Below are 16,409 nucleotides of genomic sequence, written 5' to 3'. Positions count from 1 at the left end.
TTTGTCGGTGAGGTTTGAAGGGGAAAGTTATGCACAACGAATTAAGAATGGCGACATCCGAGCTTGCGGCATTTCTAGAGCACATGCTTCCGGATTTCGCGGATGATTGGTGGCAGAAATACGTCATTGATAGGCTGAGCTTTCAGCAACAGAGAATTATTGAAGAAAAGCGTCTATCGGCAGTTCGCGATCTCGATCTGGCGGCGCTGCTCAGAGTCCTAGACCAAAATTGGTTTGAAATCTCAAATAAACTGAAATGGCCGCGCGAAGGAAGAAACTGGGTGAAGGAGCTACAAACGGTCCGCAACAAGTGGGCCCATGCCTCCGCAGAGGAGGCACATCCAAGCGAGGTTTACAGAGATGCTGACACGCTTGAGCGTTTGCTCTCAATGATAGATGCCTCCAAGGCATCGCTTGAAGCAGCTACTGCCGTAAAGAACTCTGCCATTGCTTCCATGACAAATAACTCAAAGATCGATGACGTCGAAGAAGCACCTAAACCGGCAACGGCGGAGCCTGAAGCTCCCCTTAATCTTTTTAGAGTGGGTGATTTAGTTACACTACGCTCTGACAACAGCGTCATGGTGCCAGTAATAGAAGTTGTCCTTGGTGGCCCCGAGATACGCTACCGGGTTTTTCAAGATGGTGCGAAAGCCACTTACTATGAGAGCCAGCTCCAGGCAGTCAAAGACACAGATGACAACCCGCCTGAAATCTCTATTGAGGAGTTCAAGGCACGTCTGACGGCTCTGCATCTCTTGTCACCATCGACAGCGAACCTCTTCTCGCTGCGGTCTGGTCGCGTGAATTTCGTTCCCTATCAGTACCGGCCAGTACTTAAGCTGATAAAGTCTGACCGGCCACGGCTCTTGATCGCTGACGAGGTGGGCGTTGGTAAAACCATCGAAGCGGGCCTTGTTATCAAAGAGCTCCGTGCACGAATGGACATCTCTTCTATTCTTGTGATTTGCCCGAAGGCACTTGTTGCTGAGCGCAAGTGGCAAACCGAGATGAAGCGTTTTGACGAGGACTTCACACATCTTGAAGGAAAGCTCCTTCGGCATTGCCTGCAAGAGACTGATCTAGAAGGCGAATGGCCAGATAAGTATGGGAAATCCATCTTGCCCTTCTCGCTCTTTGATTCTGAGTTAATCTTCGGCAATGGCGACCGACGGAAGAAGGATAGGGGCCTGCTTGCCCTTGATACGGCACCCGAATTCGATTTGGTCATAGTTGACGAGGCACACCACATAAGGAACTCAGACACTTTCTTACACCAAGGTGTTCGGTATTTCTGTGACAATGCCAAAGCTGTGCTGCTTATGACGGCGACACCCGTTCAACTCGGCAGCTCTGATCTCTTTACGCTCTTGAATGTCGTCCGCCCGGACTTGGTCATTGATGAGGCCAGCTTTGAGCAGATGGCGGCTCCTAACGGATACATCAATGAAGCAATCCGGCTATGCCGGGAGAAGTCTGTCGGATGGCAGCAGGAGGCAACAGACCAGTTGCGCGAGGCTGCACAAACAGAATGGGGACGCCTGTTCCTTAGAGAAGAGACAAGCTTTCAAGAGGCATTCGACAAGCTGCACGAGGCAGAAATTGCCGACAAAGATCGTGTCATGCTTACGCGTACTCTTGAAGAGCTCTACACATTCAGCTCGATCATCAATCGGACGCGCCGCCGCGATATCGGAGAATTCACAACACGTAAGCCGCAGACACTCACGGTAGAATTCACGGACGAACAACGAGACCTGCACGATGCTCTCCTGGATATCATTGCCAAGATTCTGGCGCGCTGCCACGGGCAGCAGAACGTCAAATTCATGATGACGACGATCCGCAGACAGGCTGCCAGTTGCCTTTATGGCTTGGCGCCACTCCTGTCTGACATCCTAGAGCGAAAGCTCGATCAACTCGAAGTTATCGAAAGCAACGACATTGACGATGAGATCGACCTGTCTTTCCTCGACCAGGTTAGATCTGAAATTGAGGAGCTTCTCGACAAGGCGAAGAGCCTTAACCCAGAGGACGGTAAGGTTGAAGCCTTCATTGGTGCCCTCAAAGACAAGGCTGCACTGGAAAACAACAAGGCGCTAGTCTTCAGCACATTTCGGCACACACTGGCATATCTTGCCAAACACGCGGAATTAGCAGGGCTTCGCTACGGATTGGTGCACGGCGACGTTCGTGATGAAGAACGCGCTGACCTTAGACGGCGCTTTGCGCTCCCCAAAGAAGAAGATGGTGCCCTAGATGTACTCCTGTCGTCAGAGGTAGGCTGTGAGGGTCTAGATTTCCAGTTCTGTGACCTGCTCGTAAATTACGACCTTCCCTGGAACCCAATGCGGGTCGAGCAGCGGATTGGCCGTATAGACCGCTACGGGCAAAGGAGCGAAGCCGTCAGTATCATCAACCTGGTGACCCCAGGAACGGTTGATGCTGACATCTATCAGCGCTGCCTTTGGAGGATCGGCGTATTCCATCACGCTGTGGGCGGCAGTGAAGAAATACTCGGCGAGATCACTCAGGAAATCCACGATATCGCTGAGAGCTTCATACTATCCGACGAAGAGCGCGAAAAGAAGCTTCAGCAACTCGCCGACAATAGCATTCGGCGCGTGCGCGAAGAACAAGACCTTGAGGAAAAGGAGTCCGAGCTGTTTGGATTGAACGTGCCAAAGCAGTCTTGGCGAGAGGATATCGAGAACGCCGAAAGTGAATGGCTTTCACCGACATCAATAAAACGTTGCGTGTCCAAATACCTACAATCCAAAACCGGCTCGGACACTGACCCACTGTCAGGTGACAAGCCGCTAAGGACGCTACGGATTAGTCAGGAGGTGCGAAATGCGCTGCTTTCAGATTTCAGAAAATTCAAACGAAGCAATGATACCCTTTCTAGAAGCTGGGAGAAGTGGCTGAAAGGTGGCTTTCCTAGCATCACAATAACCTTTGATCAGGAGGTGGCATCGGATAATCCCTCCGCAGTTCACCTCACGGTATTGCACCCGCTTGTCCGTCAAGCAGCACATTTCCTTGAGATGGATGAGGCGATGTATTGCTCGCTGGAAGTCAGCGAAGGGCTTCCTCCCGGTGAGTACAAGTTCGCGCTCTACCGATGGAGCAAGCACGGCATCAAACCCGATGAGCAGCTTGTAGCTGTTGCCGGTGACCCAGAGGTTGAAGCAGCCTTGCTGAACGTACTTCACAAGGCCGTCGAGCCGATCATCTCGGTTTCACAGTCGGCACAAGACTTCGATGAACTCGACAGCCTTCACCACTCAAAGTGGTCGGCAGCGCAAGCTGATCATATTGCCGAGAACCAAAAGCTGGCCGAGCACCGCGTTCAGAGCCTTTCAGTCAGCCATCGCGCAAGGGTCCGAACCCTTGAAGAGCAACTCGCGAAGGCAACAAATGAACGCATACGGAGGATGAAAGAAGCCGAGCTAGCGCGCGCCAATGCAGACTTCGATCGCCGAGTGACTGAATTGCGGAACGCAGGCAACACCGGGGACGTTAGGGCCGCTCCAATCATGCTGGGCACTATCTCCGTCAGGAGTTAACACTTATGAGCGATTTTCTGACAAAGCTCTCTGACAAGAGGCGCAAATTTCTTGAAGGGCTCGATGCTAACGAAGGTGCCATAAACCTTGATATTTTCGAGGATTTCTACCCAGACGAGGCGCACTTTGTCTATGAGCTCTTGCAGAACGCAGAAGATGCTCAGGCAACCGAGGTCACCTTTAGGCTCAGGCGTGAAGGATGTTATTTTGAGCACAATGGCACACGGCTGTTTAACGAAGAGGATGTGGACTCAATTACTGGCATCCACAACAGCAGCAAGAAAAGTTCCGGCGAAAAGATCGGCAAATTCGGGGTCGGGTTTAAGTCTGTTTTTGTCTACACCCTAGAACCGGAAATCCGCTCAGGTGATTTTGATTTCCGGATTTCTCGCCTCGTAATGCCAGAGAAACTTGATGATGACGGCGGAGATCGGACAGTCACGCGGTTCTGGTTCCCATTTAACAACCCCAAAAAACCGAAGGATGTCGCAAATCGAGAGGTAGGCTCGGGTCTGCGTGAGCTTGCTGAAACAACTCTACTTTTCCTTTCAAACATCGACGTAATCAATTGGAAAATCCATGATGGGCAAGAGGGCTCGGTGCTCCGTGTCGAACACACTCAGGAGCACATCGAAGTCCTCAAGGAAAGCGGTGGCTCTACAACGGCGACTTCGCACTTTCTAAGGTTTTCGGAGACTGTCGAGGGGCTTGAAAAACAGAAGGTTGCGCTTGCGTTCAACCTAGAACCCATCAAGGACGACGGCGCATTCCAGGCCGGAAAGCCACTGGCAGAGCAGTTTAAGATCGTGCCGGTCAACGGTCAGGTCGCTGTCTTCTTTCCGGCTGAGAAAGAGACTTCAGGCCTCCGATTCCATGTACATGCCCCGTTCGTTCCCGAGCTTAGTCGAGCTAGCATCAAGGACACCCCTGCCAACACGCCCCTATTTGATCAACTTGCATCGCTTAGCGTGACTGCGCTTCACGGCGTCAAAGACCTGGGCTTTCTGACACCGGAATTTTTGGGCGTATTGCCAAATCCGAACGACCAACTCGGAGAGCGCTATGAGGCCATCCGAAAGAATATCATTGAGGCATTCAACAAGCAGCCCTTGATGCCGACGTTCGCTAAACAGCACGCACCAGCAAAACACCTTCTACAAGCCAAAGCCTCTCTGAAAGAACTGCTCACGGAGGATGATATTGAGTTTCTGGTCGACTATAACGATGTTGCTCCGAAGTGGGCTGCAAGTCGTGCTTTACAGGGTACCAACGTCGAAAGGTTTATGAGCGGACTTGGGATTAGGGGTTGGGATGTCGAGACGTTTCTGGAAGACCTCGCATACGAGTTGAATGAGGATTACTCAGAAGACATCGACCGATACCTCGAATGGTTTTCAGCCAAGCCTGTTGAGTGGTTTCAACAATTATACGCTTTGCTTGCAAACGATCCCGACACTAAGGAAGAGCTTTACCAATTAGAAGAGTGCAAAATCATTCGGCTAACTGACGGCGCCTTCGAGCAACCAGACAGATGCCATTTCCCAGATGAAAACGGCAGATATGAGAAGATCGTTCCCTGTGTCGACCGAAAGGTTCTTGAGACTGGTTCCAACAAGAACCGAAAAAAGCTTGCGAAGCATTTCCTTTCGGAAGTTGGTGTCTCAGAGATCGGAGAACGTCAGCTGGCAGTAGCTATGCTTGAAAAGCACTACTCCAATGAACAGCACGCTATCCCCAAGGACCACGACAAACATATTCGCCGTTGCCTCAAGCTCATTAAAGAAGAACCATCGGCAAAGTCGTCGCTCGCCGAGTTTCGAGTTTTCTTTGGCAGCGATGAAAAGTGGCACAAGCCTGAGGATGTTTTCCTTGATAGCCCCTATATAGAAACTGGTCTGTCTGAGTACTACGAGATAAGTGGGACCCGAAAAGGTCGAGCATCGTTACATTCTTTCTATACAAGTCTTCCAATTGAGAATGAAAAGCTAGCTCACTTTGCGCAGGAGCTTGGCGCCCAGACAATTCTTGAGATTGAACCGACATCCTGTCGTCACAACCCGCGATGGGATTACCTCATACGAGTTCGTGGTACGCGTTGGAGTGACTATTCCAAGGACAGAGACTACCAGATTCCAAAGCTCAAGAAGTTTGGGGAACTGCAGTCAGTAAAAGCATCGAGTCTGATTTGGCGTACACTCGTTGAAAAAATGACGTCACAGTACGCAGGTCCTCTTCAGGCCGAGTATCGGATCAACCTTTCCGGCGGCTCCAGATTCGTGGAATCGCAACTAATTCACACGCTTAAGAAGCTTGAGTGGGTCCCGCAATCTGGCAAGTTTGTTCGCCCTGCAGCGGCGCGTGTTGAGCTCTTGCCTGATGGGTTCACGTTCGATCCTGGATGGGGTTGGGTGAAGGCTTTAGAATTCGCCAAAGATGCGGAGCTGGAACAAGAAAGGGAGCGTGCAGAAGCGGAATCTGCGAAGGAGAAGAAGAACAAGAGGCAGGAAGCCGCTGCCGAACTAGGCTTCGAAAATCCCGACGACCTCGAACTCTTGCGTGAACTTTCGGAGCTCTCCGAAGAGGATCGTCACAAAATGCGAGAGGAAATCCGCAGACGGAAAGTCGTGGCTGATCTCCCAGAACATGAACCCAGCAATCCAGAACGGCGCGACCAGCGTGTTCAAGCGCAAGCCAAAGAGGCACAAGGACGTGAGACGGAGAAGCGATCCAGAAGCGTCTCAATCGGACACGGAGCGGTCAAGCAGGAAGCCAAACAGTACCTACAGCATCAATACACAGACCGCGATGGATTGATGATCTGCCAAGTCTGCGAGAAGCCAATGCCTTTTTCGCTGGATGATGGCACACCGTACTTTGAGGCAGTCGAGTTTCTCTCAAGTGATGATCTCAGTAAGCGGCACAAGCAAAACTACCTTGCGCTTTGTCCCAACCACGCGGCTATGTTCAGGCACGCGAACGCGTCAGAAGATATCATTTCGGAAATGTTCATGGAACTCGACGAAGATCGTCTAGAGGTGGTTCTAGCCCAAGAGGACATGACTGTTTACTTCACGAAAACCCACGTTGCCGATTTGAAGAGCATCTTTCGGGCTGAGTAAGAAGAACTCAAGGTTCGGAACAACTACTCAAATTAGCTATTGTATTCCCGACCTCCTAAGGCCCCGATGGGCGGCGTGTCCTTTGACGAGATCGACGCCGCTCTTCTTCGCGGCTTCGCTCAGGATCAGGGGAGAGAGGCGGAAATCATCATCGGATGCCGCGCGACCATTTCGGTTTTGCGGAAGTCCAGCATGGCAAGGCGCTGCCTTGTGCTGGTGACGAAAGCCCGATGATCGACGAGTATCATGGTACGCGATCCATTCCGTCTAACTATCTGCGCACGAGTTTGATGATGCGCAAATGGTTTAATGAGTTTGACCCAGGCAATGGCGATACGGATACGAGTGAATCCGGCATTGAACCTTAAATCACCGATCGTTGAAATATAATGAGGGACGAGTCCGGAGCTCAGCGACCTAAACTCGCCCCACCTAAGCCGCCCGCCCATTTCAGGCAACATCTTTCAGCTACCGTCAGATACCTTCCTACTTACCTGCTCATTAAAATACTCCAATCGCCTCTGCCCTAGTGCGTGAGCAATGTCCCGTTCACCCTCGGGAATAGGCTCTGTCCGCGTCAGCCAATAATACACAAAATGCGACAACGTGGCGTACGTATAGGCAAGATCTTTTTCCATGTCCGCCTGACGCTGATCGTAGGCGTCCATGCGCGCGAGCAGCCGCTCCTCCAACAACGAACGCACTTCGGGGTCAAACCAAGCTCGAAGCGCATCTTCGACGATTGCCGTCTTGGTCGCGCCCGGCTTGTCTGCCGCCTCACACAGTTGCGCATAAAGCTTTGTCGAAATCCTGATATTGACGCGCGGCTTTCCCATTGGCTCAGAACCCCGGAAGCACATCAGGGTCGCCGCGATCAGCCGCAACGGCGCGTCTAACGTGCCACATTCCATATTTTTTATCCAATATTTTCAATCACTTACGTGATTAAAAATCGATTCTTGGTCCTCAGTTTGGTCTGATTTTGGTCCACAATTTTGTAGACCAGCTCCAGCTGACCTTTCACAGGTCGAAATTCATCGATAGCACAACCTGCTCAATTGGTGAAACGCCAGACAAATAAAAACCGATTGTTAATCGGTCTTTAGCTCTTTAAGAATAAAATGAACCATCTGGAGGCGACTTGGTGAAATCCGCATTGAAACTTGGCGATCTGGAAATTGCGACCCTGGAGGCGATCTGGGCGCGCGGGGACGCCGATGCGCGGGTCCTGCATGAACACTTTGGCAAGTCTCGCGGCATTTCCTTGTCAACGGTCCAATCGACGCTTGAACGGCTTCAACGCAAGGGTTTGCTGACGCGCGAGAAGGTTTCGCATGCCTACGTCTATGCCCCTGCGCAGACACGCGAAACCGTGATGGCAAGACTGGTTGACGAGGCCGTCGGCCGCTTCACCCATCGGAAGGGCGAGGGATTGCTCGCCGCTTTTGCGGGACTGACCGCTTCTGCGACACCGGAAACGCTGGCGGCCCTTGAACAACTTGTCGCTGAGGCCAGGAAGGCGCAGTCCACGGAATGATTGGCTGGGCGGACATATGGATCGCTGTTCTTAGCGGGTGCGGGATCGCCATAGCGGCGGGCCTCGTTCTGGGCCTTGTCGGTCCGTTTTCTATGCGCCCTCTGCGCAAGGTCTCTCCCTGGGTCCGGTCGGTAATCCTCGTGCTCTCCGCCCCTGCGCCCCTGATTGCAGGCATTCTTGGTGCGAAGCTGGTTGCCTGGTCGCCGCATGCTCTGCCGTTTGATCTCGTCAGCCATCATTGTCACGCTGACCTCGCGATCTGTTCGTCCCATGCACGTGCGGAGAATTCCGTGCTGCTCATAGCGCTCGGCGCCGGGACGCTAGGCGCGCTAATCGTCTGGATAGCGCTTTCTCTGTTCGATCTGGTGAGCCAATCAACACAAAGCCAACGTCTGCTGGGCGCCGCATGTTCTTCGCGCAATGGCAGAGCCTCGCGCCTCGTGACGGATCGCATTGTTGCAGTCTCGGCAGGATTACTACGCCCCCGCATCTTTATAAGCGAAGGGCTCGTTAAGCGGCTTGATCGATCCGATGTTGAGGTCGTGATCGCCCATGAGGCCGCCCATGGCCAGCGCCGGGACTCGCTCATTCGCCTGCTGGTCTCGGTCTTCAGCCTGGGTCACCTGCCGCACATGAAAACGCGACTTCTGGCGGAGCTTGAACTGGCGCAGGAACAAATCTGCGACCGGGCGGCGGCGAAGGCGTTCGGCGCAGTGCCCACAGCAGAGACGCTGCTCAAAGTCGAGCGCCTGAAACACTCCCTCGGCGGCGAAAGCCTGCCGCTTTGCACCGCCTTTGACCATTCCGATATCGAAGCGCGCACCCGCGCACTGGTTGCACCGGAGTTCGGCATGACACGGCCTGCTGTCATCATGTTTTCCTGCCTTCTTCTGATCGGCGCACTGGCCCTGCTAGTGGCAGCCGAACCGGTCCATCACGAAATCGAATCCCTTTTCATCTCCCTGCAGAACTGACCCTCCATGAAACCTTTCTCCCGACTTGCCGTGCCAAAAAAACCGATCCTTCATCGGCTTTTTGTCCTGCCCGTTCTGGCGCTATTCGCATCCCCTGCCTTTGCGCAAACCCTAACTGCAGACGAAGCCGCAAGGCTGGCGCTGGAGCGCCCCGAGGCGAGCCAGCTGATTGACGCCCCCATCGGCGTCGCGGAGGGAAACCTGACCTCGGCGCGGACCTGGTCAAACCCAACGCTCAGCCTCGAGCGCGAAGGTGTCGAGGGGTTTGCGGGAGACGGCTCTGAGACTTTCGTCCAGCTTGAGCAGACCTTCGATGTCTCCGGTCGGCGCGCGCTCAATACCCGTGGAGCGCAAGCTGATCTTCAGGCCGCAACGCTGAGCGCGGTCAGCGAACGGGCACGGATTGATGCCGAGGCGCGTCGTCGGTTCTATGCCGCGCTGGCTGCGGACGAAGCTCTGACGATTGAAACGCGCTACCGGGACGAACTCGAAGGTCTGCTTGCTGCGACAGAGCGCAGGCAGGCTGGCGGAGATGCCTCCCGCTATGATGTGGAGCGCGTGCGCCAGGAATATCTGGCCGCTGGTGTCGCCGTCGCGCAAGCTGGGGCGCGGGTATTCGAGGCACGCCAATCTCTCTTTGCACTGATCGGTTCAGGCGACGCGCAAGAAGCGGCGTTGGTCGGCGCTCTCCTGCCTGATCATGCACCGTTGGACCTGCCGGGTGTTTCGCCTGCCATCGCCGCCCTTGAAGCCGAAGCCGAAGCCGCCGACTGGCGCAAACGATCGGCTGGCCGCTACACACCCGATGTGACCGTTGGCGCGGGCTTCAGGCAGATTGAAGGGCCGTTCGATGAAACCGGTCTCCTTCTCAGTTTTAGCGTCCCGCTGCCACTTTTTGATCGCAACCAGGGCGAATATCGTGCCCGCGCCGCAGAGGCGAGCGCTGCAGAGGCCCGCCTCAGGCTTGCGGAAGACCAGGTCGCCGCCGATCTTGCGACGTTGCAATATCGCCTAGACGCGCTGCACGAGGCCGCGACACGCTATGATGCGGGAGCGCTCGCTTCAGCCTCGGAGCTGCGCCGCATTGCTCTGTCGGCCTTCAATGGCGGTGAAATCGCTGTGTTCGAAGTGATCGATGCGCTCGGCTCGGCCCGCGACGCGCAGCGCCAGAGCCTTTCCCTCAAGCTGGACGCGCGCACTGCCGCGCTCGCCATTGCTGAACGCCTTCCGGAGACTGACCGATGAACCGCTTCACCCTTTATTCTGCATGCCTCCTTTTTCTTGGCCTCGCCGCTTGCGGTGGTGCGGGCGACCATGGCCACGATCACGGCCCGGGCGGTCATGAGCATGGCGGCGATGAGCACGCCCATGGCGAAGACGACGGCGATCACGGGCATGGTCATGGCGGCGGCGTGGTTGTCACCGACTTTACCGATGTCAGCGAACTTTTCGTCGAATTTCCGCCCTTCGCTGTGGGACGTGAATCCCCGTTTGCCGCGCATTTCACCCGGCTCGATGATTTCACGCCGGTCAGCGAGGGCGAAGCGATTGTCCGCCTCTCAGGCGGGGGTGTCGGCGAGGAAGTCTTCCGGGCAGGACCGTCGCCCACGGCCGGGATCTTCCGTCCCGTTGCCGTGCCGCGCAGCGCTGCGCGGCGGCGCGTGACGGTTGAGATCATCTCCGGCGATCTGCGCGCCGTGCACGATCTCGGTGAGTACCAGGTCTATCGCACGACTGAAGAGGCTGACGCCTCACTGCCCGAAGAGGCCGACGATGAGACCCTGATCCCATTCCTGAAAGAGCAGCAGTGGAAAGTCGATTTCGCCACCGCGCCTGTTCTCGATGCCACACTCTCGCGTGTCGTCTCGGCGCCGGGCACATTGTCGGTCTCGCCGAACGCTGAAGCGCGGGTCGCCGCGCCGACCGATGGGGTGATCAGCGCTCCTCAGGACGGCTTTCCGGAACTCGGCGCTGCAGTAAAGCGCGGTGATGTTCTGGCGAGGATCACGCCGCGCCTCGGCGGCGATCTCGACCGCGCCTCGCTCGATGCCGAGCGCGCCAGCGCAGAAGCCGCCCTTGAGGCTGCGCGCACCGAGCGCACACGTGTTGAAGACCTGTTTGCCGATGGCGCCGTGCCGCAAAGACGCGTTGATGAGGCCCGGTCAGCCGAACGCCAGGCCGAAGCCCGCTTTGAAGCCGCGCGCAGCCGCGCCAGCGCCGCAGGCGGCTCGGGCGGGGTCGTCATCCGCGCCCCGATTGATGGCCGGGTGATGGAGGTGAATGTGACGCCGGGCGGGTTCGCCAGTTCCGGCAATCCTCTGTTCCACATCGTCAATGACGACAGGCTTCGTCTTGTCGCCCGCGTGGCCGAAGCCGACATGGGGCGGCTTGGCGTCCCCATAGGCGCCTTCTTCTCGATACCCGGCAGCAATGCCGTCCACGATCTGAATGACATGGAGGGACGTCTCGTCTCTGCGCGCGCTGCGATCGATCCGGTCTCGCGCACTGCGCCTATCGTGTTCGAGTTCGACAATGCCGCCGGCTTACTCCGCTCGGGCGCTTCGGTCTCGGCGGGCGTTCGCACCTCTGACAGCTTCACCGGTCCTGCCATTCCGGCCTCGGCCCTGATCGATGAGGCGGGCCAGGACGTGGTCTTCGTCATGGCCGATGGCGAAAACTGGGAACGCCGAGTTGTGACCATCGCCTTGCGCGATGGCGACAAGGTCGGGATCGCTTCGGGACTTGAGCCCGGCGAGCGCGTCGTCTCGCGCGGGGCCTATCTTGTCCACCTTGCCGCATCGGGTCCTGCCGAAGCTGGCCATGGCCATGCGCATTAGGGACCACAAGACATGATCACCCAAATCGTCAAAGCCTCGCTGACCCATCGCCTGTTCGTTCTGATCGCTGCAGTCGGGTTTCTGGTCTGGGGCGCGATCGAAGCCATGCGGATGCCGGTCGATGTGTTTCCGGACCTCACCGCGCCGACCGTCTCGGTTGTTGCCGAAGCCCATGGCATGGCCCCGGAAGAAGTTGAAACGCTGATCACTTTCCCGATCGAGACCGCGCTCAATGGCGCGTCCGGCGTGCGCAGGGTGCGGTCTTCCACATCGGTGGGCAGCGCCATTGTCTGGGTCGATTTCGAGTGGGGTACGGACATTTACCGCGCCCGGCAGATCGTCTCGGAAAAGCTCCAGCTCGTACAGGAGACGCTGCCGCCAGACGTGCCGCCGCCGGTGTTAGCGCCTGTCTCCTCCATTATGGGCGAGATCATGTTCATCGCGCTCAAATCGGACGCCCATGATGCCATGGAGATCAAGACCGCTGCTGACTGGACCCTGCGCCGACGCTTGCTCGCCGTGCCGGGCGTCGCACAGGTCATCCCGATTGGTGGGGACACGAAACAATACCAGGTCATGGTCGATCCGGCCCGGCTTGCCGCTTATGGCCTGACCCTTGAGGCGGTCACCGACGCGGTCGCCAGATCGAACGAGAACTCTTCCGCAGGCTTTGTCGCCCAGGGCGGTCAGGAATACCTGATCACGGGAATCGGCCGGGCACAAACCATTGACGATATCGCGACAACCTCGGTTGGCGTGCGCGACAGCGTGTCGATCCTTGTCCGTGATGTGGCGACGGTCGATATCGGACCTGCTCTCAAGCGCGGGACCGGCGCCCATAGCGGTGATGACGCCGTCATTCTCGGCATCCAGAAACAGCCCGATACGAACACGCTCGCTCTCACTGAAGAGATTGACCGGGTGATCGCCGAGACGCAGGCGAGCCTGCCAGACGGCATGACCATCGAGACCCGTATCTTCCGTCAGGCTGATTTTATTTCGGTCGCGGTGACCAATGTCAGTCACGCCCTGCGCGACGGGGCGATCCTTGTCCTGATAATTGTCTTCGCCTTCCTGATGAGCTGGCGGGCGACCTCGATCTCGCTGCTGGCGATCCCGCTCTCGCTTGTGGTCACAATCCTTGGCCTGAAAGCCATGGGCGCGAGCATCAACACAATGACGCTGGGCGGCATGGCGATTGCGCTTGGCGCGCTGGTCGATGACGCCATCATCGTGGTGGAGAATGTTGCGCGGCGATTGCGCGAGAACCGCTCGCTTGAGGCGCCGCGCCCGGTTTTGACGGTTGTCGGAGAGGCGACCCGGGAAATCCAGGGCTCCATCGTTTTTGCGACCCTGATCATCATGCTGGTCTTCCTGCCGCTCTTCTTCCTGACAGGCGTCGAAGGTCGCCTCCTGCAACCGCTGGGGCTCGCCTATGTGATCGCGCTTGCCGCCTCGCTGCTCGTTGCGGTCACGGTGACGCCCGCGCTCTCGGCCATCCTGATGCCGAAGGACGGCGCGGTGAAGGCCGGGCATGATCCATGGCTTTCGCGCATGTCGAAGGCGGCCTACGCGCCGGTGCTCGACGCGACGCTGAAGCGCTGGAAAGTGCTCACCGCGCTCTCCATAGGCGGCCTGATCATCGCGTCCGCCTTCCTGCTCATGGCCGGGCGTTCCTTCCTGCCGGATTTCAACGAGGGCAGTCTGACCATCAGTGCCGTGACGCTTCCCGGCACTTCGCTTGAACAGTCCGATGAACTCGGCCGTCTGGTCGAGGAGATCATTCTGCAGCAGCCAGAAGTTGTCGCTACAGCGCGGCGCACCGGCCGGGCAGAACTGGACGAACATGCCCAGGCGGTCAGCGCTTCGGAAATCGACGTCGCCCTCCGCATGGGGGACCGCTCGAAAGAAGACTTCCTCGAAGACCTGAGGTCTTCGTTTTCGGCTGCACCCGGCATGAACATCACGATCGGCCAGCCGATCTCCCACCGCATTGACCATATGCTGTCAGGCACGCGCGCAAACATCGCCGTCAAACTGTTCGGACCGGACCTTTACGAGCTGCGCCGCCAGGCGGAATCGATTCGGGCCGTGATGGAATCCGTGCCGGGCGTGGTCGATCTATCCATAGAGCAGCAGGCCGACATTCCCGTCCTCATCGTGGATTTTCGCCGCGAGGTGATCGGGCAATACGGGCTGGCGACAGGTGATGTCGCCGAAATGATCGAGGCCGCCTTTGCAGGGGCTGAAGTCAGCCGCGTGCTGGAAGGCAGCGCCGCTTTCGACCTTGTCGTGCGCTACGGCACCGACGCTGTGGAAAGCCTTGATGCGGTCCGCGAGGCGCGGTTCATTACGCCGACCGGCGCGGAGGTGCCGCTGAAGGCGCTGGCGGATATTCGCCGCGACCGTGGCCCCAATACGATCAGCCGGGAGAATGCGTCTCGCAAGATCGTGGTCATGGCCAATGTGTCGGGCCGCGATCTTCTCAGCACGGTGAATGATATTCGCAGCAATATCGAGGCGGGGGTCGAGCTGCCATCTGGCTATTATGTCGAATATGGTGGGCAGTTCGAGAGCGCGAATGCGGCCACCAGCCGCCTGACCATCCTGTCCATCGCGGTGATCATCGGCGTATTCCTGCTGCTCTATATGGCGTTCAACTCCGCGCGGGATGCGACACTGGTTATGATCAATTTGCCACTCGCCTTGATCGGCGGCGTGGCGGGGGTCTATCTCTCCGGCGGCATACTCTCGGTTGCCTCGATCATCGGTTTTATCACCCTGTTCGGCATCGCCACGCGGAACGGCGTGATGATGGTCGCGCATATCCGTCATCTCGTGGACACAGGCGAGGCAGAGGATTTCCTTGCCGCTGTCAGGCAGGGCGCCATGGAGCGGCTCGTCCCGATCCTGATGACGGCGCTCGCCACCGCGCTCGCCCTGGTGCCGCTGGCGCTTGCCGCCGGTGAACCGGGCAGCGAGATCCAGTCGCCCATGGCTATGGTGATCCTGTGCGGACTCACCACCTCGACCGTGCTCAACATGATTGTCCTTCCCGCGCTTTATGCCCGGTTTGGCGCAAGGGAGGCGCGAACCACCGAAGCGACGCCGCCCATTCCGGTCGCGCAAGCCGCCGAATAAGCCCATAAACAGAAACACGATATCCAGGAGCCCTCCCATGAAAGCCATTCAGCCCTCTCACAGAAGTCTATTGCTCGCGCTCGGCCTCCTCGCGCTGGCCGGGTGTTCGCAAGGCGGTGATAATCATGGGCATGACCATGGCCCCGATGCCGATCACGCCCATGACGCAGGCGATCTGCACGAACACGGCGCAGAGGACGATCACGGCCACGAGCATGGCGATGATGGCGATCACCACGACCACGCGGCCCATGGTGAGCCCGTGCTCGGCTTTGCCTTGACGGACACACCTGTCGCCGGTCAGCCTTTCACCTTTTCACTCATCCTCTCCGACGCCGAAGGCCTTCCTGTCGGCGCTGAAGATCTCGCGACGGTCCATGACCACAAGCTGCATGTGCTGATCGTGGATGAAGCCCTCGAAGACTACACCCACACCCACCCGGCGCTTGGACCTGACGGACTCTATCAGGTGACGTTCACCCCGGAGTATGGCCGCACCTATCGGGTCTGGGCGGACTATACGCTCGCCGAAACAGGTGAACACGATCACGGAGATGATGATCATCATGGCCATGGCGAAGACGACCACAGCCATGCGGAAGACGATCATCACGATCACGGCGATGACCATGACAACCACCATGCGATGGGCGGCAACGCCATTACGGTTTCGGAGGCCCTGATCGTGGGCGAGGCTGCAGGCCCTGAGCTGCCGCAGACAGAAACGCTGACCGCAAGTGCGGGCGGGCTGACCTATACGCTCCAGCCCGATGGACCGGTCACGGTCGGCGCGCCGGTCCGCATGACGGTGACAGTCACAGGCGCAGACGGCGCACCCTTCCAGGCACTGGAGCCGATCATGGGCGCCTATGCGCATCTTGTCGGCTTCAATGCAGGCGCCACGGAAATGGTGCATGCCCATCCGGAAGGCGATCATCCCCATGGAGCGAACTCACGGGGCGGACCAGATCTTCAGTTCGAAGTGACCTTCAAGGAGCCAGGCCCGCACCGGCTGTTCCTGCAGACAGTGGCGAATGGCGAAGAGCGGTCCGTGTCATTCACGATGATGGCCGCTGAGTAGCGCCTGTACTTGTTTCGCGATCAAGCGCTACAGTCCGCACGCGTCTTTCTGGTGATCTCGGGCGTTGGCAGGTGCAGCGCTATTTTGTTGCGCGGCCAATCTGACGTGCTTGATACCCGGATGATAATTCCGTCCCGGTTGCAATCCTGTC

At 57.3% G+C, this 16,409-nt stretch carries 10 protein-coding genes; 9 read left to right on the top strand and 1 reads right to left on the bottom strand.

Going from position 1 to position 16,409, the window contains the following annotated elements:
* Positions 1-29 precede the first annotated feature (29 nt).
* The 3 genes from RAL90_RS05500 (at position 30) to RAL90_RS05490 (ending at position 7,056) form a co-directional block, all read left to right on the top strand.
* Complete coding sequence (locus RAL90_RS05500; RefSeq protein WP_306253518.1) at positions 30-3,569, top strand: DEAD/DEAH box helicase; 3,540 nt, start codon at positions 30-32, stop codon at positions 3,567-3,569.
* 5 nt (positions 3,570-3,574) lie between these two features.
* Complete coding sequence (locus RAL90_RS05495) at positions 3,575-6,688, top strand: sacsin N-terminal ATP-binding-like domain-containing protein (RefSeq protein ID WP_306253517.1); 3,114 nt, start codon at positions 3,575-3,577, stop codon at positions 6,686-6,688.
* Positions 6,689-6,843: 155 nt separating this feature from the next.
* Positions 6,844-7,056, top strand: a complete 213-nt coding sequence (locus tag RAL90_RS05490) for a hypothetical protein (RefSeq protein WP_306253516.1) — start codon at positions 6,844-6,846, stop codon at positions 7,054-7,056.
* 96 nt (positions 7,057-7,152) lie between these two features.
* Here the strand turns inward: RAL90_RS05490 and RAL90_RS05485 are convergent, their stop codons facing one another.
* On the bottom strand, positions 7,153-7,524 hold the full coding sequence (locus RAL90_RS05485) for a hypothetical protein (protein WP_306253515.1): 372 nt from the start codon (positions 7,522-7,524) through the stop codon (positions 7,153-7,155).
* 308 nt (positions 7,525-7,832) lie between these two features.
* Here RAL90_RS05485 and RAL90_RS05480 point away from each other — a divergent pair, with 308 nt between their 5' ends.
* The 6 genes from RAL90_RS05480 to RAL90_RS05455 are packed head-to-tail and all read left to right on the top strand — an operon-like array spanning position 7,833 to position 16,258.
* Positions 7,833-8,225: a BlaI/MecI/CopY family transcriptional regulator gene (locus tag RAL90_RS05480; RefSeq protein ID WP_306253514.1), complete on the top strand. Its 393-nt coding sequence runs from the start codon at positions 7,833-7,835 to the stop codon at positions 8,223-8,225.
* On the top strand, positions 8,222-9,199 hold the full coding sequence (locus tag RAL90_RS05475) for a M56 family metallopeptidase (protein WP_306253513.1): 978 nt from the start codon (positions 8,222-8,224) through the stop codon (positions 9,197-9,199). Before RAL90_RS05480 ends, RAL90_RS05475 begins: the two co-directional genes overlap by 4 nt.
* 6 nt (positions 9,200-9,205) lie before the next feature.
* Positions 9,206-10,444, top strand: a complete 1,239-nt coding sequence (locus RAL90_RS05470; RefSeq protein ID WP_306253512.1) for a TolC family protein — start codon at positions 9,206-9,208, stop codon at positions 10,442-10,444.
* Complete coding sequence (locus RAL90_RS05465; protein WP_306253511.1) at positions 10,441-12,036, top strand: efflux RND transporter periplasmic adaptor subunit; 1,596 nt, start codon at positions 10,441-10,443, stop codon at positions 12,034-12,036. The genes RAL90_RS05470 and RAL90_RS05465 overlap by 4 nt, the downstream gene beginning before the upstream one ends.
* A gap of 12 nt (positions 12,037-12,048) precedes the next feature.
* Positions 12,049-15,177, top strand: coding sequence for an efflux RND transporter permease subunit (locus RAL90_RS05460; RefSeq protein ID WP_306253510.1), 3,129 nt, complete (start codon positions 12,049-12,051; stop codon positions 15,175-15,177).
* A 37-nt stretch (positions 15,178-15,214) separates the two neighbouring features.
* The gene (locus RAL90_RS05455) at positions 15,215-16,258 is read left to right on the top strand and encodes a hypothetical protein (RefSeq protein ID WP_306253509.1); all 1,044 of its coding nucleotides are present in this window, start codon (positions 15,215-15,217) and stop codon (positions 16,256-16,258) included.
* Positions 16,259-16,409 lie beyond the last annotated feature (151 nt).

Origin of the sequence: Parvularcula sp. IMCC14364, from assembly GCF_030758415.1 — a bacterium.
Taxonomy (GTDB): Bacteria; Pseudomonadota; Alphaproteobacteria; order Caulobacterales; family Parvularculaceae; genus Aquisalinus.
Note: the sequence above shows the minus strand (reverse complement) of the source record. Positions and strands in the feature narration are given on the sequence as shown.